Here is a 19,180-nt window from a genome sequence, read left to right on the forward strand (position 1 = left end):
CTCTCGTGAGGGTGCGGGCGGGTCATCGCACGGGCGTCGGGCGCACCGCGTCGCCGCTCGGCGCGGCCGCGCGGAGGGGGTCTCGTCGCAGCCGGGGCCGTACGTGGTGGAACAGGGCGTGCAGGACGGCCGCGGTGACGGCTCCCACCGCCACACCGCTCTCCAGGAGGATGCGGAGGTTGGGCGGGAAGGCCGCGTAGACGCCGGGAACGAGGATCGGAAGCAGTCCGACGGCCAGGGCGGTGGCGCACACGAAGGTGTTGGCGTGGTTCTGGAGGTCGGCGCGGCCGAGCATCTGCACGCCGAGGACGGTGATGACGGCGAAGACCAGCATCGCCGTGCCGCCGACCACCGCGGCCGGGATGACGCTGATCAGCCGGGTGACGGGCGCCAGGAAGCCCATGAGGATCAGAACGACGCCCGCGGCCGCGGTGACGTACCGGCTGCGCACCCCGGTCACCCGGACGATGCCGATGTTCTCGCCGCTGGTGACCATCAGCGGCAGGCCGAGGAAGCCACCGAAGAATGAGGTGAGCGCGTCGCCTCGGATTGTCTTGGAGACGTCCCGACGGGTGTCGATCTCCTTGCCCACGGCCTCGGCGTTGATGACGGTCTGGCCGGTGGCCTCCGCCATCGAGGCGAGGCTGTAGAGCATCAACGGCAGCGCGGCCAGCAGATTGAACTGCGGGGATCCGAACGGCAGCAGTTCCGGGACGGTCAGCAGGCCGCCCTCCGAGGCGCCGCTGAAGTCCGTACGGCCGAGGGTGGCCGCGAGGACCGTGCCGGCGATCAGGCCCAGCATGACGGCCAGCTGCCGCAGCAGTCCGCTGAAGAGCCGGAAGAACGCGACGGTGAAGCCGATGGTGGCCAGACCCAGCAGCAGGTTCGTCGGATCCCCGAAGCCGGGCGTGCCGGGCCGGCCCGCGACGAGGACGGCGCCGACCTTCACCAGGTTCACGCCGACGATGACGATCATGGTGCCGATGACGAGGGCCGGGAAGAACCTCAGCAGCCGCGAGAACACCGGGAGCACCACGAAGTAGAAGGCGGCGGTGATGACGACCGCGCCGCTCGCGGTCCGTACGCCGTGCTGCTCGGCGATGGCCATGAAGAGGATCAGCGGAGCGCCGCCGGGGAGCATGACGAAGGGCAGCTTCGGCCCGAACTTCCAGGGTCCCAGCGACTGGATCAGCGAGCCGACTCCGGAGAGCAGAAAGGCCGCGGAGAGCAGATTGACGGTGAGCGCGGGACCGAGATCCAGCGTGGCGCTCATGAGGAAGATGGCAGAGATGGGCGTCGCGGCCATGACCAGCACGTGCTGGAGGCCGAAGAGCAGAATGCGGCCCAGGGGCCGGCGCTCGTCCACCGGGTGCGTCTCGGGACGGGGTCGGTCGGCGGGTGGCTGCGCCCGGGCCTCGGCTGCGGCCCCGGTTCCGGTTCCGGTTTCGGTTCCGTTCTCGTTCTCGTTCTCGGTCTCGGTCTCGGTCTCGGTCCGGGCTTCGGTTGGTTCGGGTTGCGGCGTGGTGCGGGGAGTGGACACATCGAGCTCCGTTCGCTCGCTCCGGCATCGGGACGGCGGCCGGTGACGGATGGGGAAGGTGCTGCTGAGCGGAGGTGCACCGACATCGGATGCGCGGGGGTGGTGCATCACCCGGGATGTCGGCCAAATCGATTTGGCCGCCAGTATTGAGACCCACGGGGAAGTCGTCAAGGGATCGGGCGACGACAGGTCGCCACCAGAGCGGCGCAGTGTTAGAACTGGGGCATGACTGGACGCCCCCGATGGCGCCGGCCGGGGGTCGTGACGCACACCAGCGCCCGGACACGTGAGCAGGGCGGGCGCCGCGGGCCCGCGCACACAGGGTGGCCGCGGTCTGCACTGAGCGTGAAAAGCCTCGCGGCGCAGGTCTTCCTGCTGCAGGTCGTCGTCGTGCTCCTGCTCCTGATCGGCGCCACGGCCGCCCTCGTCCTGCAGGGACGGTACGACAGCAGCCAGGACGCCGCGCACCGCTCACTGGCGGCCGCGGAGGGCTTCGCACACGCCCCCGGGACGGCCCTCGCCCTGCGCTCGCCCGACCCCGGCGCCCTCCTGCAGTCCGCCGCCGACGAGGCGCAGAAAGGCGCGGGTGTCGACTTCATCACCGTGCTGAGCACGGAAGGGATCCGCTACACGGACCCCGAACGGGCCCTCATCGGCCGGCGCGTCGAGGGCGACATCACCCGCGCGGCCGCCGGTGAGTCGTTCACCGAGACCTTCAAGGGCGAGCCCCACGACGCGGTGCGCGCCCTCGTCCCCGTCACGGACGCCGACGGAAAGGTGGTCGGCCTGGTCAGCGCCGGCATTCAGATCGCCAACGTCGGAGACCTGCTGAACCGTCAGCTGCCCGTCGTCCTCGGATCCGCGGCCGGCGCGCTCGTCCTGGCCACCGGCGGAGTCGCCCTGGTCAGCCGGCGGCTCCAGCGCCAGACCCACGGCCTCGGCCCGGCCGAGATGACCCGGATGTACGAACACCACGACTCGGTGCTCCACGCCGTGCGCGAGGGCGTCGTCATCGTCGGCGACGGGCGGCTGGTGCTCGCCAACGACGAGGCGCGCAGGCTGCTCGACCTCCCCCCGGACGCGGACGGCAGGCCGGTGCCCGAACTGAACCTGAGCCCCGGCATCGCGCACCTCCTGGACTCGGGCGAGACCGTCTCCGACAAGGTCTTCCTCTCCGGGGACCGGCTGCTCGCCGTCAACACCCGTCCCACGGCCCCTCACGGCGGTTTCCGCGGCATGGTCGCGAGCCTCCGTGACACCACCGAGCTGCGCGCCCTGTCGGGGCGGGCGGAGGTGGCACGGGAGCGGCTGACGCTGCTCTACGAAGCGGGCGTGCGCATCGGCACCACGCTGGACGTCCGGCAGACGGCGAGGGAACTGGCCGCCGTGGCCGTGCCCCGGTTCGCCGACTTCGTCACGGTGGAGCTGCTCGATCCCGTCCTGCGCGGTGACGAGCCCACGGGGGCGCTCGGGGAGATGCGGCGCACCGCGCTCAGCGGGATCCGTGACGACCATCCGCTCCAGCCGGTCGGGGACGTGATCCGTTTCGTCATCCCCACCACCCCGATGGCCAGGGCCCTGGAACGCGGCCACGCCGTGCTCGAAGCGGACCTCGCCTCCGCGCACGGCTGGGAGGCCCAGGACCCGGCGGGCGCCCGGGAGGCGCTCGAGTACGGGGTCCGGTCGCTGATCAGCGTGCCCCTGCAGGCCCGGGGCGTGGTCCTCGGCATGGTGAACTACTGGCGGTCCGTGGACGCTCCGCGCTTCGACGACGACGACGCCTCATTCGCCGAGGAGCTGGCGACCAGAGCGGCCGTGGCCATCGACAACGCCCGGCGCTTCACCCGCGAGCACGCCATGGCGGTGACCCTTCAGCGCAGCCTGCTCCCGCGCGACCTGCCCGAACAGGACGCGCTCGAAGTCGCCTGGCGCTATCTGCCCGCGCAGGCGGGCGTGGGCGGCGACTGGTTCGACGTGATCCCCCTGCCCGGCTTCCGCGTCGCCCTCGTCGTCGGCGACGTCGTGGGCCACGGAATGCACGCCGCGGCCACCATGGGCCGGCTGCGGACGGCGGTACTGAACTTCTCCTCGCTCGACCTGCCGCCCGCCGATCTCCTCGCCCATCTCGACGACCTGGTGTCCCGCATCGACGCCGAGCAGACCGTCGAGGGCGACCGGGTGCCGGTCAGCGGCGCCACCTGCCTCTACGCCATCTACGACCTGGTCAGCGGGCGCTGCACGGTGGCCCACGCCGGACATCCCGCCCCGGCACTGGTCGCTCCCGGCCGGGACGTGACCTATCTGGAGCTGCCGGTCTCCCCGCCGCTGGGGATCGGCGCGCCCCCGTTCGAGGAGATCGAACTGGATCTGCCGGAGGGGAGCCGGCTCGTGCTGTTCACCGACGGACTCGTCGAGGAACGCCACCGGGACATCGACGAGGGCCTCGAAGCGCTGCGCGCCGCGATCACCTCGCGCGACCTGACGCCCGAGGAGACCTGCCGGGCCGTGACCGACGCGATGCTGAACCGGCAGCCCAGCGACGACATCGCGCTTCTCGTCGCCCGCACCCGGCTGATCAAACCGGAGAACGTCGCCGTCTGGGACGTGCCGTTCGATGTGTCGGCCGTCTCCCGGGTCCGCGCGGAGGCCCGGGAGAAGCTCGCCGCCTGGGGCCTCGAGGACCTGGCCTTCGCGGTGGAGCTCATCCTCAGCGAACTGCTCACCAACGCCATCCGCTACGGGTCCGCACCCGTCCAGGTGCGCCTGCTGCGCGGGCGCACCCTGGTCTGCGAGGTCTCGGACGGCAGCAACACCTCGCCGCACATGCGCCGCGCGGCCACGACGGACGAGGGCGGCCGGGGCATCTTCCTCGTCTCGCAGTTCTCCCAGCGCTGGGGCACACGGTATGTCGCGCAGGGAAAGATCATCTGGGCGGAACTGTCGCTGAGCGCGGAGATGCCGGACTCACCGATGATGATGTTCGACGCCCTCGACGGTCTCGACGACCTCGACGGGGAAATGGCCTGGTGACGGGCGGACGCCGCGTCGCCCCGCACGTCGACGGCTAATGGGGAACGCGGGCCTGCACCCGGGATGCGGGCTGCTGATGGCCCCCGCTGGCGATCATCCGGACCTCGCCCCGATCGCTGATCTCGGCCTGCACGATGCCCGTGTCATCGGCGTAGATCGGATGCCCGCCCGGGCCCGTGCGGTCGGTGCGATGAACGAGGACGGCGTCCTCGCTGCCCGGCGCCGCATCCGCGGGGCCGGCGAAGACCAGTTCGTATGCGGTGTCCCGGCCCATGACGCCCTCCTCTTCCATGACGCCCACCAGCGCCTGCGGCGCCGAACCACCATTATCGGATGCGGGCGCCCGAAATGGGGAGTCGTGCGACATAGCGCCCTACGCCGGATGGCCCGCCGTCAGACCTTCGACATCGCTCAGGCGCAGCAGAGGCACGGGGCCCCGGCCCTTGGCCGTACCGCCCTCCTCGACGGGCACCAGCAGGAAACCGACATGGTCACCACCGGGCGTACGGCTCTCCACACGGCCGATGAACCAACCGGGTGACTCCGGCAGGACCGGGGCGCCCCCGTGCCCGGCGTGCCACCGGACATGAGCGAACTTGTCGATCCGGTCGCCGGTCCGGCCACCGAACAGCTCCGCCAGCTCCCGCTGCTCGCGCCGCAACACATGGACTGCGAGAAACGAGGCGCGACAGGCCACCTCGTACGTGTGGTTCGCCGTCGACAACCACACCATGAACCGCGGCGGGTCGAGCGAGCACTGCGAGGCGAACCCGACCAGGCACCCCGACTGCTCGCCGTCAGCCGACGCGGTGACGACGTACAGCGGATAGTCGAGCAGATCGGTGAACCCGCTCAGTTCCTCCGCCACTCCCGCTCCTCCCGGTTCCGTGGGGCCCGCTGCCGCGGCCCTCAGCCCGCACCGACCTTGGAGAACTCCTTCACGAAGGCCGAGCAGAACGCCCGCAGATCGTCGGGCTTCCGGCTCGTGATCAGCGTGCTCGGCTGCGCGTGGCAGACGACGACCTCCTCGTCGACCCACGTCGCGCCCGCGTTCCGCAGGTCGGTCCGCAGGCTGGGCCAGGAGGTGACGGTCCGCCCGCGCACCACATCGGCCTCCACCAGCGTCCACGGGGCGTGGCAGATGGCCGCCACGGGCTTGGACGTCTCGAAGAACTGCCGTACGAACGCGAGGGCGAGCTCGTTGGTGCGCAGGGCGTCCGGATTGGCGACGCCGCCGGGCAGCACCAGAGCGTCGAAGTCGTCCGCCGCGGTGGTCTCCACCGTGCCGTCCACCGGGAAGGTGTCCGCCTTGTCCAAGTGGTTGAAGGCCTGGACGTGACCGGGATCGGTCGAGAGCAGTTTCGGTTCACCGCCGGCATCGATGACGGCCTGCCAGGGGGTGGTCAGCTCGACCTGCTCGACCCCTTCGGGGGCCATCAGGAACGCCACTCGCATGCAACTCACGTCCTTTCGCCTTGCCACTTCCGCGACGGTGTCCGCCGCGTCCGGTGAAGATCCAGGCCGGACGGGCGCACGCGTCTGCGGGTTCCCGGGGGGCGAGGACTTACGCATGGCCCGCGCATCCGGCCGCAGGCGCGAATTCGATTTCGCGGGACCGGTTTGACGCGCCGATCCGCGGTTAGGCGCTACATGCCGGGTGGATGCGGCTTTGAGCGGTCCTGCAGCCCCCGGGTTGAGTGGCCGGACGTGGGTTCTCTCCCCCCGAACCGCGTCCGGCCACCCATCAGGATCCATGGCAGCTCGCCGGCAGACCTTCCGAAGGCACCGAGACGCGCCCTTTCCTCCCCGTGGACGGCGGCGGCTCGCAAGCCCCCGGCAGCCGTTCCCACGAGGGTCGGCCCCCGGGCACACGGAAGGCGAGGCGCCGGCGGGCTGCCCCTTCCCGTATCGGCTCCGACCGGCCGGCGCCTGCTCCAGCCAGGTGGGCGGCCAGGAGCGCGGGCGTGCCCCCGAGGCGAGCGGGTAGCGGTGTCGTCATGAAAGCACTGGTGATCAACTGCACGCTCAAGACGTCCCCGGAGCCCTCCAACACCCACGCCCTGGCCGGGGTCGTGGCCGATCAGCTCACCTCGTACGGCGTCGACGTCGACTTCGTACGAGCCGTGGACCTGGACATCAAGCCGGGAGTGACCAGCGACGCGGGGGCGGGCGACCAGTGGCCGGGTGTGCGCCGCAAGCTGCTGGAGTCCGAGATCCTGATCATCGCCTCGCCCACCTGGCTCGGCCGCCCCTCCTCCGTCGCCCAGCGCGTACTGGAGCGCATGGACGCCATGATCTCGGAGACCGACGACGAGGGCCGCCCCGTCGCCTACAACCGAGTCGCCGGCGTCGTGGTGACCGGCAACGAGGACGGCGCCCATCATGTGATCAGCGAGATCAACGGCGCCCTCGGCGACGTCGGCTACACCGTTCCCGGCCAGGCGTGGACGTACTGGCACCTCGGCCCCGGGGCCGGACCGGACTACCTCGACGACGAACGCGGTCACGAATGGGCCCACAAGACCGGGCGCGCCATGGCCGCGAATCTCCACGGCACGGCGCAGGCCCTCGCGGCCAAGCCGCTCGGCGCGCCTCCCGAGTAGCGGGTACGTACACGGGACGTGCGGGACCGGGCGCGAGGGCCGCGCCGGGCGTATGAAGGAACCAGGACGGCGAAGGGAGAGCTCCGGTGGAACACGGTGTCCCTTCGATCGTCTACGCCAACTTCATGTCGGACCTGGCTGTCGACCTGCGCGCGCACGAGGTGCTGCGGCAGTGGTCGTCCCAGGCCCCGCGGAAGCTCTGGCTGACCCGTCCGGGCGACGTGCTGGTCACTCCCGTCCCGCTGAGCCCCGCGTTCCGGCAGTACGCGGCTGAGCTCCTGGACATCTCCGCCGCCTCCGTCACCGTGCTCACCGTGCCCTGGACGCAGGGTGTGCCGATGGCGGAGGCGCTGCGTCGCGCCGGGTTGTTCGAGCCACTGCGGACGCTGGTGGGAGAGCGGGCGGGCGCCCGCCTGGTGCCCACCGCGCTGGACCGTTCCACGGCCGACCTCGCGGCGGCGCTCGGCGTGCCGGTGGACCCCTACGGCGTCGGCGGACCGAGCGCCGCCGCACTCGACGTGGCGTCGCGGCTGAACACCAAGACGGGTTTCCGTGCCGTGGCCGAGCGCCTCGGTATGCGGCTGCCCCCCGGGCGGCGCTGTCCCCGGAGCCGGCTGGCCGAGACCGTCGCCTGCCTGCTCGACCGGTACGACCGTGTCGTGCTGAAGCCCGACCGGTCCGCCGGCGGCCACGGGTTGCGTTTTCTCTCCCGCTCCGAGGAGATCCCGGACGGCGGGACGACCGGGGACGTGGAGAGGGCCGGGGGCGCGTCGGTGGACGGGTGCGAGGAGGGCGAGTGGGTCGTGGAGCAATGCCTCGACGTGGCCCGTTCCGTGAGCATCCAGATGGAGGCCCGGCCCGAGGGCCCGGTCGTGAGGTTCACGGGCGAGATGCGCACGCAGGGCGGCTCCTTCACCGGCTACGCGTCGCCCCTCGGCGGCCTGTCGCAGGACGCCGCACGCGAGCTGGAGGAGTGGGGGACCGCGCTCGGCCGTGAGCTCACGCGCCACGGCTATGCCGGGCCGTACGGGGTCGACGCCATCGTGACTCCGGAGGGCCGCCTGTACGCGACGGAGGCCAATGTGCGCCGCACCGCCACCACGACACCGCAGGCGATGGTCCGCCGGCTCGCGGGCGCCGCCGGGCTGGAAGACCCCGCCTGGCTCCTCGGCAAGGGCGTCGGGCCCCTTCCGCTCGGGTTCGCCGACGCGCTGGAGCGGATCCGCAAGGCCGGCCTCGGCTGGGATCCGGCCCGCCGGGAGGGTGTGGTGCTGTACGCCGACGCCTCGGAGGACGGGACGGCCTGGCGCTACGCGGTGATCGCCCGCGACGCGGCGCGGGCGGCGGAGATCGAGACGGGGCTCGCCACAGCCATGGATTTCCGCCCAGCGGGTACCTGACCGGCGCACCCCACCCTTGATCTGGCGAGGTAGGACATGACGGGCGAACAGCGAGCACTCCTGCGGCAGGGACCGGGCCCGGCCGGATCCGGAAAGGACGGCCCGGCGCCGGACGCGCCCGCCCCGCGCGGCCCCGAGCTGCCCCAGGAACGCGGAGAGCTCTCCTCCGCCGTCATCAGCCGCCTCCGCGGCGGTACGGCGACCCCGCAGGAGCGTGCCGTCCGCACGGCCGACCCCTACGGCGAGGACCTGCAGCTCGCGCTCTACACCTGCTACGAACTGCACTACCGGGGCTTCGCCGGCGTGGACGACGCCCTGGAATGGGATCCCGAGCTGTTGCGGGTGCGCTCCACCCTGGAGAACCGGTACCTCACCGCACTGCGCGCCGACGCCACCCGCCACCGGACCGTGGACGACGCGCTGGCCGAACTGCTAGTGGAGCCCGTGCACGGGACGGGCGTGTCCCACTTCCTCCAGGACGAGGGGCAGCTGTGGCAGCTGCGCGAGTACGCGGCCCAGCGCTCGCTCTACCACCTGAAGGAGGCGGATCCCCACGCCTGGGTGCTGCCGAGGCTCTGGGGACGCGCCAAGGCCGGCATGGCCGCCGTGGAGTTCGACGAGTACGGCGGGGGACGGGCGGAGCGGGTCCACGCCCGGCTCTTCGCCGACCTCATGACCGATCTGGGTCTCAACACCACGTACGGCCGCTATCTGGACGTCGCGTCCGCGCAGATGCTGGCCACGGTGAACCTCATGTCGCTGTTCGGGCTCCACCGCTCCCTGCGCGGGGCGCTCGTCGGTCATTTCGCCGCCGTCGAGGTGACCTCCTCACCCGGATCCCGGCGGCTCGCCAAGGCCATGGCGCGGACCGGCGCGGGACCGGCGGCGGAGTTCTTCTACAGCGAGCACGTGGAGGCGGACGCCGTGCACGAGCAGATCGTGCGGCGCGAGGTCATCGGCGGTCTGCTGGAGACCGAGCCCCACCTGGAGGCCGACATCGCCTTCGGTATCGACGCCACCGGTCATGTCGAGGACCTGTTCGGTGAGCACCTCCTCCGCCACTGGCGACAGGACACATCGGCCCTGCGTGGAGACGCTGAGCTATTTCAACCGGTTCATGCCGAAACATCATGATTCTTTCCCGATATCCGGGTACACGGGACACGTGGCTCTCATATCTCCCCCGGGCGTTTACGCCCCTCAAGACGACACGGCCCTGCTGACCGGTGCGCTGAGCGGTGAGACACTGCCGCCCGGTGCCCAGGTCCTCGATCTGGGCACCGGTACCGGAGCGCTGGCCATCGCCGCCGCGCGACGAGGAGCGCAGGTCACGGCGGTGGACATCTCCCGCCGCGCTGTCTGGACGGCCAGATGCAACGCGCTGCTCGCGCGGATGTCGGTCCATGTACTGCGGGGCAATCTGACCCGTCCCGTGGCCGGACGCACCTTCGATCTGATCCTGAGCAATCCGCCCTACGTTCCGAGCCCGTCCGAGGGCCCGCCCACCCGGGGCCCGGCCCTCGCTTGGGACGCCGGGCACGACGGCCGCCTGATCCTCGACCGCATCTGCGAAGAGGCGCCGCCCCTGCTGCGGCCCGGCGGGACGCTGCTCCTGGTCCACTCGGCGCTGAGCGGCGAGGAGACCACCCTGGAGGCGCTGCGCGCGGCGGGGCTGGACGCGGAGGTCACCGAGCGGCGCCATGTGCCGCTGGGGCCGGTCCTGCGGTCCCGGCAGGGCTGGCTGCGCAGCCGCGGCCTGCTGGGTGAGGGCGACGAGAAGGAAGAGCTGGTGGTCATCCGTGCCCGACGCCGGCGCTGACACCCCGAGGCGCATCCGCGTCCAGGACGAGGGCCCGATGCTCGTGGAGGGCCCTGTCGAAATCGTGCTGCCGGACGGCACCACCGTCACGTCGGACCGTTTCTGCGTGGCGGTGTGCACATGCCGCCGCAGCCGCGCCTACCCCTGGTGCGACACCAGCCACCGGCGCCGCACCCGCGACTGAGGTCACGGTCAGGGCCCCCACCCGCTCAGGTCGCGGGTGGGGGCCCTCCCCGTGCGGAGCGGCGCGCCGCGCACCCACCCAGGCGGAGCCGCGGCCGCGCAACGGGAAACGGCGGCCGGACGGCGAGAAGGTCTCCTCAGCCGTCCGACCGCCGTTCCACTGCCCGCTGCCAAGGGCGCTCAGCGGCGCTCAGCGATCGTGGTGGGCGTGGTCACCGGGTCACCCAGGGGTGATCCGACCGCGCCAGGACCCGGACTCGCCGCCGCGGTGCTCGATGTACTCCTTGAAGCGCCGCATGTCGCCCTTGACCCGCCGGTCGATCATGCCGGTCATGTCGGCGGCCTTCTCCGCAGCTCCGCCGGCCTCGACGTCCATCACGAGCTCCACCCGGGTGTGGGTGGCGTCCACGGGATGGAAGCTGACCATGCCCTTCTGCTTGGTGTCGCCGCTGGTCGTACGCCAGGTGATCCGCTCGTCGGGGAGCTGGTCGACGATCTCGGTGTCGAACTCCCGCCGTACGCCCGCGATCTTCGTGGTCCAGTGGTTGTGGCGGTCGTCGACCTGGGTAACCTCTTCGACGCCTTCCATGAAGTTCGGGAATTCCTCGAACTGTGTCCACTGGTTGTAGGCGGTACGGACGGGGACCTCGACCTCTACCGACTCCTTCACCGTGCTCATTACCGAGCCTCCTTCCGGGTGACGTCCGCAGAGCAGTGGATCTGCCGCGCGGATCTCGGCACGTAGCTGCGGGTACCCGATCACCCCGCACCTATGACAGCCGAATTGCCTTATTCGAATGAGGCCCGTCTACCGGCGGTTTCGGAGCTGTTGGGCTGTCGGGCTGTCGGGCTGTCGGAGCTGTCGGCGTCATCCGGCCGGAGGCATCGGCGCCTCGACCGCGTCGATCGTGAAGAGCGCTCCGTCCGGGTCGCGCAGCGTGACCGCCTGCCCGGAGGTACGGGTCGGGGGAGAGGAGACGACGGCGCCACCCAGCTTGGTGGCGGCCTCGGCCGCGGCCGCGGGATCCGGCACGCGGAAGTGCACGTGCCAGCGGGGGCGGACCTGGGGGTCGGGCGCCGCGTCGACGGCGCCGCCTCCCAGGCGCGCGATCGGCTCGCCGCCGTGGCGCAGCACGACATGGTCGTCCTCGTAGGAGACGCTGCAGCAGTCCGGGCGGTCGCAGGCCCAGTCGAGGACCCCTCCGTAGAAGATCGCGGCGGCGAAGGCGTCGCGGGTGCGCAGCTCGATCCACGGGGGAGCCATGTCAGGGCCCTCGGCCCAGTTCGGGATGGCCCTCCCCTCCCAGATCCCGAAGACCGCGCCGTCGGGGTCCGCCGCGATGGCCGCCCGCCCGGTCCCGAAGGAGAGGGGGCCGACCGCCACCGTCCCGGTGCGTTCGCGGATCCGTGCGGCGGTCGCGTCCGCGTCGTCGACGGCGAAATAGGGCGTCCACGCGACGGGCACGGACATGCCCCGGTCCAGAGCTCCGATTCCGGCGACCGGGACGCCCTGCTGAAAGGCCACGGAGAATTCGTCACCCAGCCGGGAGCGATGGAATTCCCATCCGAGAACCTCGCTGTAGAACCGCTGCGCCGGTTCCAGGGCGCGGGCCATGAGGCTGACCCAGCACGGTGCACCAAACGCTTCGTGACTTGACGTCGACACTGCCGTCAACCCCATCTACCGTTCACGCGTGACTGGAACCGTTTCACGCTAACCCTTTCGGCACGTCACGGCGCGCGCGCCATTCCGCGCGAGGGCGGGCAACCGTATTCCGGCCCTCGAATCGGGGCCCAGCGGCGCGGCCGAGCCGGCCGCCCACCGAGCCGGCATGCGGGTCCCTCGCCTCTCTCGCGGGCACCCGCTCCGGACCCGGCCCATGTCACCCCGAACCGTCCAGCACGAGGCGCGGGCTGCCGTGGGCAGGGCTGCAACGGACGGGTGACGGCGCCGCCCCCGCCTGTCCACGAGGGGCCGCCCCGGAGAACGGTCGGATGGATGTCCTGCCCGAATACGCGGTGGCCTTCGCCGACTGCCTCCTCCTCAGCGACTTCGGCGCCTCCCGGCAGCCGGTCAGGCTCGCGGCGGGCGACGAGTGCGTCCGGCGTGCCTCCTGCGCGCCGTGCTGAGAGAGGTACGGCATCGACATCACCGGAGTCGACCCGAAAAGGCGTCGGCACCACCCAGGCCAAGCAGGCCGTTCAGAACGGCCAGGCCCAGATGGTGCCGACGACAGGCGACCTCGGACGCGACACTCGACGGCTTCGGACTGGTCCTCCTCGCCGACGACAGACGTCTGCAGAACGCGGACTGCATCGTGCCGGTGGTCAACCGCTCCCGGGCGGGGAGCGCGGGGGTGACCAGGGCACTGGGCTCGCTCACACCGTGCTGACGACGGCCGGTCCGGCGGCGATGAACGAGCGGGTGGACGGTTGGCGGCGTCTCCCCGAGGACGTCGCCGGAGCTGTCTGAAATCCCGGCACCTGCTGGGACGACGAGATCCGCCTACCAGCGGTACCAGCGGCCCCGGCCACCGCCGGCGCTCGCGCCGCGGAAGAGGAACCCCAGCAGCCACAGGACGAGCACCGCGAGCGCGATCCACCAGAGAACCTTCACCGCGAAGCCTGCCCCGAAGAGGATCAGGATCAGCAGGAGCACCAACAGAAGTGGAACCATGGCAGTTTCTCCTCACCTTCCCGCGTCATACGGTCTGTGCGATCACATATGACGGTTCGCGTAGTACTGCTCGATGAGCTGGATGAAAGCGACGTCGCTCTCGTGGCGACCGCTCTCGAAGTCGGGCGAGTCCTTGACCTCGTCCCTGGTACAGGCCACGTGCACGGTCTCGCTCTCCGGGTCGACGCGGGAGACCAGGCCCGCCGGAATGAGTACCTTCCTTCCGAAGATCCACGGCCCCGTGTCGACGACGAGGTACGACTTGCCCACGTCCTCGGAGTGCTTGTCGATCTTTCCGATGGACCCGTCGGCCGCCTCGACCGCGTAGCCGACGAGTGCCTCCCCCGGCGCGTGGCCGGTGTTCGGTGAGAAGCCCCAGATATCGGCCTGCATGATGTCCACCTTTCGTACCTCACGCTCGTTTCTGCGGTTACCCCGTCACAGGGCCGCAAACATCAGGCGTCCGCCACCGAATCGAAGCCCAACCGCGTCGCGCGCCACGCCCTGCTGCGCGTCCGCGTCCCACCGGGCGGCGCAGGGCCTCGTGGATCTTCGCCGGGGGACCCACCCCATCCATGCGGCGCGCCGGCTCATCCACCGCGCCCTCCCCGCCGGCGAGCCCCGGAGCACACGGAGATTGTCATGGCCCTTGCGAAGCCGGAGGCCGGCTGCCATCCCAATCGGTTAGGAAAGTTTCCTTCCAATTGAAACGCCTCGCCGACCGGGAGACCCCATGAGAACGGCACGACTCCGCCCACGCTCCTCGCAGGCCCCGGCACCCTCGTCACCGCACTGCTCATCGGCCTCACCACCGCGCCACCCGCGCCCGCCTCTCCCGTCACCCACGAAGCCGAGACCGCGACCGTCTCGCGGGGCGCCGTCGAGTCCGACCACACCGGGTTCACCGGCACCGGATTCGTCAACTACGACAATGTCAGCGGCAGTTACACCGAGTGGACGCTCAACGCCGCTCAGGCCGGCACCGCGACCCTCACCCTGCGCTACGCCAACGGCACCACCACCGACCGCCCCATGGACATCACCGTCAACGGCGCCGTCGTCGCGGCCGGAAAGGCGTATCCCAGCACCGGCGACTGGACCTCCTGGACCACGGCCGGCCTCACCGCCACCCTGAAGGCCGGGACGAACACCATCCGGGCCACCGCCACCACCGCGAGCGGCGGTCCCAACGTCGACCACCGCACCGTCGACACCGCGAGCGCACCCGGCGGCTCCACCCCGATTGCGATCAACGGACAGCTCAAGGTCTGCGGCACCAAGCTGTGCAACCAGTACGGCAAGCCCATCCAGCTGCGCGGCATGAGCAGTCACGGTACCCAGTGGTACAGCCAGTGCCTCACCGGCGGCTCCCTCGACGCGCTCGCCAAGGACTGGAACGCCGACGTCCTGCGCGTCTCCACCTACGTCCAGGAGGGCGGCTACGCACGCTCTCCCGGGCCGCCGACAAACTCCCCGTCTTCGTCACCGAGTTCGGCACCCAGAACTACGCGGGGGAGGGCGGCAACGACTTCACGATGTCGCAGCGCTACCTCGACCTGATGGCGGCGAAGAAGATCAGCTGGGTCAACTGGAACTACTCCGACGACAACCGCTCCGGGGCCGTCTTCAAGACCGGCACCTGCAGTAACAACGGCCCCTGGACCGGCACCACTTCGCTCAAGCCCGCCGGTGTCTGGGTCCGTGACCGGATCCGTACCCCGGACGGCTTCCCCACGGGCTGACCGCCTCTCCCTCCACGCCCCCGTCCGCCCAGCCGATGCGTCGAGCGGGCGGGGGCCACGGAGTTCGGCGAGTGTGAAACCTCTTCCGTATCCTGCGCGCATGAACGAGTACAAGATCGAACAGCTTCATCCGATGCCCGAGGACTGGCAGCGCGCCCTCGCCGTCGTCGCCCACCCCGACGACCTCGAATACGGCTGCGCCGCCGCCGTCGCCGGCTGGACCGACGGCGGCCGCGAGGTCGCCTATCTCCTCGCCACCCGCGGCGAGGCGGGCATCGACGCCTTTCCCCCGGCCGAGTGCGCCCCCCTGCGCGAGGCCGAACAGAGGGCGAGCGCCGCCGTCGTCGGTGTCTCCACCGTCGAGTTCCTCGACCACAAGGACGGTGTCATCGAGTACGGGACGGCGCTGCGCCGGGACATCGCCGCGGCGATCCGCCGCCACCGGCCGGAACTGGTCATCACCCTCAACCACCAGGACACCTGGGGCCCGGCCGTCGGCGGCGTCTGGAACACCCCGGACCATCTCGCGGTCGGCAGGGCGACCCTCGACGCCGCGGGTGACGCCGGCAACCGCTGGATCTTCCCGGAACTCGTCGAGCAGGGACTGGAGCCCTGGAACGGTGTCCGCTGGGTGGCCGTGGCGGGCTCGTCGACCCCCACCCACGCCGTCGACGCGACACCCGGACTCGAGCGTTCCGTCCAGTCCCTCCTCGCGCACCGCGCGTACATCGAGGCGCTGACCGACGAGGACCCCGAGCAGTACTGCCGGACGTTTCTGACCGGCAACGCGCAGGCCGCGTCCGCGCGCTTCGGCGGCCGTCCGGCCGTGACATTCCAGCTGTTCAGCCGCTGAGAAGTCGTCCTGGAAGGCCGGATCAGTGATCTACCCTCTCGGGTGTGACGACCTTGATGATCTACGGCGGTGAGACCGACGCGACCGCGCCCGGCCTCCGCACCGGGGGGCTGCCGCTCGTTCCGGACGGCTTCGCCTGGCCGCTGTGCCGCAGCTGTGACGGAGCGATGCAGTTCCTCCTGCACCTGCCGCTCGACGCCGACGGCGCGGTGGTGTCGGTGTTCATGTGCCAGAACAACCCGGGCCTCTGTGACGAGTGGGACCCCTTCGCCGGGGGCAACCGGGCCCTGTTGTTCCCCGTCGAGGGTCTCGCCCCGGCCGCCGTCCCCGAGCAGGGCGAGACCCTGCTCGGGGCGATATCCGCGCTGGACACCGACGAGGCCGAAGGGGAGGACTACGGCGAGGCGCTCACCGCGTGGGCGGACGGCGACAAGCACCGCGCCGCGTCCGTCCTCGGCCAGCTCGGCGGTGAGCCCGCCTGGCTGCAGAACGACGAGACACCCCAGTGCCCCACCTGCGCCGCGCACATGAGCTTCGAGGCGCTGTTCGAAGAGGGGTACGAGCACCGGACGGCGGCCAACTTCGGCGGCGGGGGGCTCGGGTACGTGTTCAGCTGTGTGCCGTGTCGCGAGGCCGCGTTCCTGTGGCAGCGGTGACCGGCGGCTGACGCGCCGGCCGTCGTCCCTCTGGCAACCTCCGCTCCCCACCCATATTCTGACGATCCATCAGGTAATGGGTCGGGGGGTACGGTGATCGACACGCTGAGCAGGGAGATCGCGGACGGGGAGGAACGCATCACCCTCACCGTCCATGACGGCATCGGCGTCCTCACCCTCTGCCGCCCCGACACCCTGAACGGCTGGAGCTGGGAATCCAGCCGGCAACTCGGCCTGATGGCGGACCGGATCCGCTTCGACGACACCGTCCGGGCCGTGCTGTTGCGCGCGGAGGGCCGGGCCTTCTGCGCGGGCATCGACGTCACCGCCCCCGGCGGCGGGATCAACGGCCGCACCCCCGCTGAGCGGGCCCACCGTTATGACGAAGGCATCCGCTGGGTGCACGAGCGCTTCGCCGCCTTCGCCAGGCTGCCCCAGCCCGTCGTCGCCGCCGTCCATGGCTACTGCCTCGGCTTCGGCTTCGAACTGGCGCTGATGGCGGACATCCGGATCGCCGCCGACAACGCCGTGTTCGCCCTCCCCGAGGCTCACATCGGCGTGGCCGTCGATGCCGGCGGGGATCTGCGCATCGCCCGGGAGGCGGGCGCGGGCTGGGCCAAGTACCTCGCCCTGACCGGCCGTCGCATCGACGCGGCCACCGCCGAACGCCTGGGCCTCGTCCAGCTGGTCACTTCGCCCGGTGACTTGGCGGCGACCGCGCGGGAGACGGCCGCCGAGATCGCCGCCAACGCGCCCCTGGCCGTCCGCTCGATCAAGCGGGACATCGACGCCTATGCCGACACCGGAATGGCCGCCGCCCTGGACCGCACGGCGCTGAGCGCGGCGCTCACCCTGACCTCGCAGGACGCGGCGGAGGGCTATGCGGCGAAGGCGGCCCGCCGGCCCCCGCGGTTCCAGGGAGGGTAGAGCACCGGGGGCGCGCCCGGACCCCAGGTGCGCCCACCGCTCTCAGTCCTGGCGGTACGGGCCCCGGCCCAGCTGGTCCCTCACCGTGACCACCGGATCGTTGACCAGTGCCCGCCGCTGCCAATTGGCCCCGTCCACCACCAGCGTGTGTCCGGTGATGAACCGTGCGTACGGCGACGCCAGGAAGGTCGCCGCCCACCCCAGTTCCCGTGGCCGCCCCACCCTCAGGGCCGGCTGACGGGCGTCCTTGTCCCGCGCCCGTTCGAGACCTTCGCGGATGTCGGCCGTCATGTCCTCGTGCGGTATCAGCCCCGGGACCAGCCCGTTCACGCTGATCCCGTACGGCCCCCACTCCACGGCGAGGGTCTCGACCAGGTTCTTCACCCCGGCCTTGGCCGCCGCGGAGTGCGCGAAGCCGGGCCCGCCCGTCCACGCGTACGACGCCCCCACGTTGATGACCGCCCCCGGTGTGCCGGCTGCCAGATGGCGGCGCGCGAACTCGCGCGTCATGAACCACGTCCCGGTCAGCGTGATGTCGACGACCGCCCGCCAGGCGTTCGGGGACATGTCCTCCGCCGGTGCGGGGAAGTTGGCGGCCGCGTTGTTCACCAGGACGTCCGGAGTGCCGAGCGCCACCCCTGCCGCGTCGAAGACCTCGGAGATCCGCTCCGGCTCCCGGATGTCGCAGACGGCCGTGACCACCCGGCCCCCGAGGGCGACCAGTTCCTCCCGCGCCGCCTCCAGACGCCCCGCCGTACGCCCCACGATCACCAGATCCGCCCCCAGTCGTGCGAACTCGGCGGCGACCGCCTTGCCGAGCCCCGACCCGCCACCGCTCACCAGCACCACGCTGCCGTCGTACGTCCCGGGCGGCAGCGCGCTCGCGCCGAGCGGGGGAGGGGAGGGCAGTCCGGGCAGCGTCTCGTCCGTCATGACCGCATCGATACCGGCTCGGGGCGCAGACCACCATGGCCGTGCCGCCGGAATCGAGGCGGGGTGCCGAACCGGGGGTGAGGCACACGGCATGAGCGAGAACCGGTACGACGTAGTGGTGGGGTCGCTCCGGACCGGCGCCCTTGACAAAGTGTGTTGCCGTTTCCGCAATGGACGCATGGAGAACAACAACGGCGACGACGGCCGGATCGACGCGGTACTGGCGGAGGTCGGCCCGAGGCTGCGCGCCCTCAGACGGGAGCGCGGGGCCACCCTGGGCGCGCTCTCCGAGGCCACCGGAATCTCGGTCAGTACCCTCTCCCGGCTGGAGTCGGGCCGCCGCAGGCCGAGCCTCGAACTGCTGCTGCCCATCGCCCGCGCCCATCAGGTCCAGCTCGACGAGCTGGTCGGCGCGCCGCCCGTCGGCGACCCCCGCGTCCGGTCCGAGCCGATCGTGCGGCACGGCCGCACCATGCTGCCGCTCACGCGCCAGCCCGGCGGACTCCAGGCGTACAAGGTCGTCCAGGAGGCCGGCTCCGACGAGCCCGACCCGCGCACGCACGAGGGGTACGAGTGGCTCTATGTGCTCTCGGGGCGGCTGCGGCTGGTGCTCGGCGAGCACGATGTGGTGCTCACCTCGGGGGAGGCGGCCGAATTCGACACCCGGGTGCCGCACTGGTTCGGTCCGGCGGGCGGGCCGGTGGAGTTCCTGAGCCTGTTCGGGCCCCAGGGGGAGCGCATGCACGTCCGGGCGAGGCCGAAGAAGTCCGGGTCCGGAAAATCCTGAGGCCAAGAACTGGCGGTGGGCTGTTCCCGT

General features: G+C 71.3%; 20 protein-coding genes and 2 pseudogenes. 13 read left to right on the forward strand and 9 right to left on the reverse strand.

Annotated elements, in window-relative coordinates:
- Window positions 1–22 precede the first annotated feature (22 nt).
- Entirely contained in the window at window positions 23–1,366 is a 1,344-nt protein-coding gene (locus ACZ5VC_RS23980; protein ID WP_469122141.1) for a uracil-xanthine permease family protein, read from the reverse strand.
- Between the two features lie 399 nt (window positions 1,367–1,765).
- Here ACZ5VC_RS23980 and ACZ5VC_RS23985 point away from each other — a divergent pair, with 399 nt between their 5' ends.
- Window positions 1,766–4,570 (forward strand): SpoIIE family protein phosphatase, encoded by a 2,805-nt coding sequence (locus ACZ5VC_RS23985; protein ID WP_469122077.1) that lies wholly within the window; start codon window positions 1,766–1,768, stop codon window positions 4,568–4,570.
- A gap of 34 nt (window positions 4,571–4,604) precedes the next feature.
- Here ACZ5VC_RS23985 and ACZ5VC_RS23990 read toward each other — a convergent pair whose 3' ends face one another.
- The 3 genes from ACZ5VC_RS23990 to ACZ5VC_RS24000 all read right to left on the reverse strand — a co-directional run bounded on the left by ACZ5VC_RS23990 (window position 4,605) and on the right by ACZ5VC_RS24000 (window position 6,025).
- Window positions 4,605–4,844 carry a DUF6296 family protein gene (locus ACZ5VC_RS23990; protein WP_468710196.1) on the reverse strand — a complete coding sequence of 80 codons (240 nt, stop codon included), beginning with the start codon at window positions 4,842–4,844 and terminating at the stop codon, window positions 4,605–4,607.
- Window positions 4,845–4,943: 99 nt separating this feature from the next.
- Entirely contained in the window at window positions 4,944–5,438 is a 495-nt protein-coding gene (locus ACZ5VC_RS23995) for a flavin reductase family protein (RefSeq protein ID WP_469122078.1), read from the reverse strand.
- Between the two features lie 41 nt (window positions 5,439–5,479).
- Window positions 5,480–6,025 (reverse strand): type 1 glutamine amidotransferase domain-containing protein, encoded by a 546-nt coding sequence (locus ACZ5VC_RS24000; protein WP_469122079.1) that lies wholly within the window; start codon window positions 6,023–6,025, stop codon window positions 5,480–5,482.
- 542 nt (window positions 6,026–6,567) lie between these two features.
- On the opposite strand from ACZ5VC_RS24000, the gene ACZ5VC_RS24005 reads away from it, so the two are divergent.
- From ACZ5VC_RS24005 to ACZ5VC_RS24025, 5 genes are all read left to right on the forward strand, one after another.
- Complete coding sequence (locus tag ACZ5VC_RS24005) at window positions 6,568–7,173, forward strand: flavodoxin family protein (RefSeq protein ID WP_469122080.1); 606 nt, start codon at window positions 6,568–6,570, stop codon at window positions 7,171–7,173.
- A gap of 86 nt (window positions 7,174–7,259) precedes the next feature.
- The gene (locus ACZ5VC_RS24010; protein WP_469122081.1) at window positions 7,260–8,573 is read left to right on the forward strand and encodes a preATP grasp domain-containing protein; all 1,314 of its coding nucleotides are present in this window, start codon (window positions 7,260–7,262) and stop codon (window positions 8,571–8,573) included.
- Window positions 8,574–8,609: 36 nt separating this feature from the next.
- Window positions 8,610–9,707: an iron-containing redox enzyme family protein gene (locus ACZ5VC_RS24015; protein ID WP_469122082.1), complete on the forward strand. Its 1,098-nt coding sequence runs from the start codon at window positions 8,610–8,612 to the stop codon at window positions 9,705–9,707.
- A gap of 31 nt (window positions 9,708–9,738) precedes the next feature.
- Window positions 9,739–10,392, forward strand: a complete 654-nt coding sequence (locus tag ACZ5VC_RS24020; protein WP_469122083.1) for a HemK2/MTQ2 family protein methyltransferase — start codon at window positions 9,739–9,741, stop codon at window positions 10,390–10,392.
- A gap of 37 nt (window positions 10,393–10,429) precedes the next feature.
- Entirely contained in the window at window positions 10,430–10,576 is a 147-nt protein-coding gene (locus tag ACZ5VC_RS24025) for a CDGSH iron-sulfur domain-containing protein (protein WP_468710194.1), read from the forward strand.
- 219 nt (window positions 10,577–10,795) lie between these two features.
- Here ACZ5VC_RS24025 and ACZ5VC_RS24030 read toward each other — a convergent pair whose 3' ends face one another.
- Both ACZ5VC_RS24030 and ACZ5VC_RS24035 read right to left on the reverse strand, forming a co-directional pair.
- Window positions 10,796–11,254: an SRPBCC family protein gene (locus ACZ5VC_RS24030; protein WP_469122084.1), complete on the reverse strand. Its 459-nt coding sequence runs from the start codon at window positions 11,252–11,254 to the stop codon at window positions 10,796–10,798.
- A gap of 189 nt (window positions 11,255–11,443) precedes the next feature.
- Window positions 11,444–12,190, reverse strand: coding sequence for a VOC family protein (locus tag ACZ5VC_RS24035; protein WP_469122085.1), 747 nt, complete (start codon window positions 12,188–12,190; stop codon window positions 11,444–11,446).
- A gap of 428 nt (window positions 12,191–12,618) precedes the next feature.
- Here ACZ5VC_RS24035 and ACZ5VC_RS24040 point away from each other — a divergent pair.
- A pseudogene (locus ACZ5VC_RS24040) lies at window positions 12,619–13,048 on the forward strand (glycine betaine ABC transporter substrate-binding protein); the annotation flags it as partial.
- A gap of 33 nt (window positions 13,049–13,081) precedes the next feature.
- Here ACZ5VC_RS24040 and ACZ5VC_RS24045 read toward each other — a convergent pair.
- Both ACZ5VC_RS24045 and ACZ5VC_RS24050 read right to left on the reverse strand, forming a co-directional pair.
- Entirely contained in the window at window positions 13,082–13,252 is a 171-nt protein-coding gene (locus ACZ5VC_RS24045; RefSeq protein WP_469122086.1) for a hydrophobic protein, read from the reverse strand.
- A 42-nt stretch (window positions 13,253–13,294) separates the two neighbouring features.
- Entirely contained in the window at window positions 13,295–13,645 is a 351-nt protein-coding gene (locus ACZ5VC_RS24050) for a PRC-barrel domain containing protein (protein ID WP_469122087.1), read from the reverse strand.
- A 405-nt stretch (window positions 13,646–14,050) separates the two neighbouring features.
- Here ACZ5VC_RS24050 and ACZ5VC_RS24055 point away from each other — a divergent pair.
- From ACZ5VC_RS24055 to ACZ5VC_RS24075, 5 genes and pseudogenes are all read left to right on the forward strand, one after another.
- Window positions 14,051–14,392: pseudogene (locus tag ACZ5VC_RS24055) on the forward strand (CBM35 domain-containing protein); the annotation flags it as partial.
- Window positions 14,393–14,604: 212 nt separating this feature from the next.
- A complete protein-coding gene (locus ACZ5VC_RS24060) occupies window positions 14,605–14,994 on the forward strand; it encodes a cellulase family glycosylhydrolase (protein WP_469122088.1) in 390 nt (129 codons plus the stop codon).
- Between the two features lie 100 nt (window positions 14,995–15,094).
- Window positions 15,095–15,847, forward strand: a complete 753-nt coding sequence (locus ACZ5VC_RS24065) for a PIG-L deacetylase family protein (protein ID WP_469122089.1) — start codon at window positions 15,095–15,097, stop codon at window positions 15,845–15,847.
- A 44-nt stretch (window positions 15,848–15,891) separates the two neighbouring features.
- Entirely contained in the window at window positions 15,892–16,503 is a 612-nt protein-coding gene (locus ACZ5VC_RS24070) for a hypothetical protein (protein ID WP_469122090.1), read from the forward strand.
- 93 nt (window positions 16,504–16,596) lie between these two features.
- Window positions 16,597–17,430, forward strand: coding sequence for an enoyl-CoA hydratase/isomerase family protein (locus ACZ5VC_RS24075; protein ID WP_469122091.1), 834 nt, complete (start codon window positions 16,597–16,599; stop codon window positions 17,428–17,430).
- Between the two features lie 42 nt (window positions 17,431–17,472).
- Here ACZ5VC_RS24075 and ACZ5VC_RS24080 read toward each other — a convergent pair whose 3' ends face one another.
- Window positions 17,473–18,363, reverse strand: coding sequence for an SDR family oxidoreductase (locus ACZ5VC_RS24080; RefSeq protein WP_469122092.1), 891 nt, complete (start codon window positions 18,361–18,363; stop codon window positions 17,473–17,475).
- A gap of 178 nt (window positions 18,364–18,541) precedes the next feature.
- Between ACZ5VC_RS24080 and ACZ5VC_RS24085 the strand changes: the two genes are divergently transcribed.
- On the forward strand, window positions 18,542–19,150 hold the full coding sequence (locus tag ACZ5VC_RS24085; RefSeq protein WP_469122093.1) for a helix-turn-helix domain-containing protein: 609 nt from the start codon (window positions 18,542–18,544) through the stop codon (window positions 19,148–19,150).
- Window positions 19,151–19,180 lie beyond the last annotated feature (30 nt).

This window comes from Streptomyces sp. NPDC033174, from assembly GCF_055577795.1.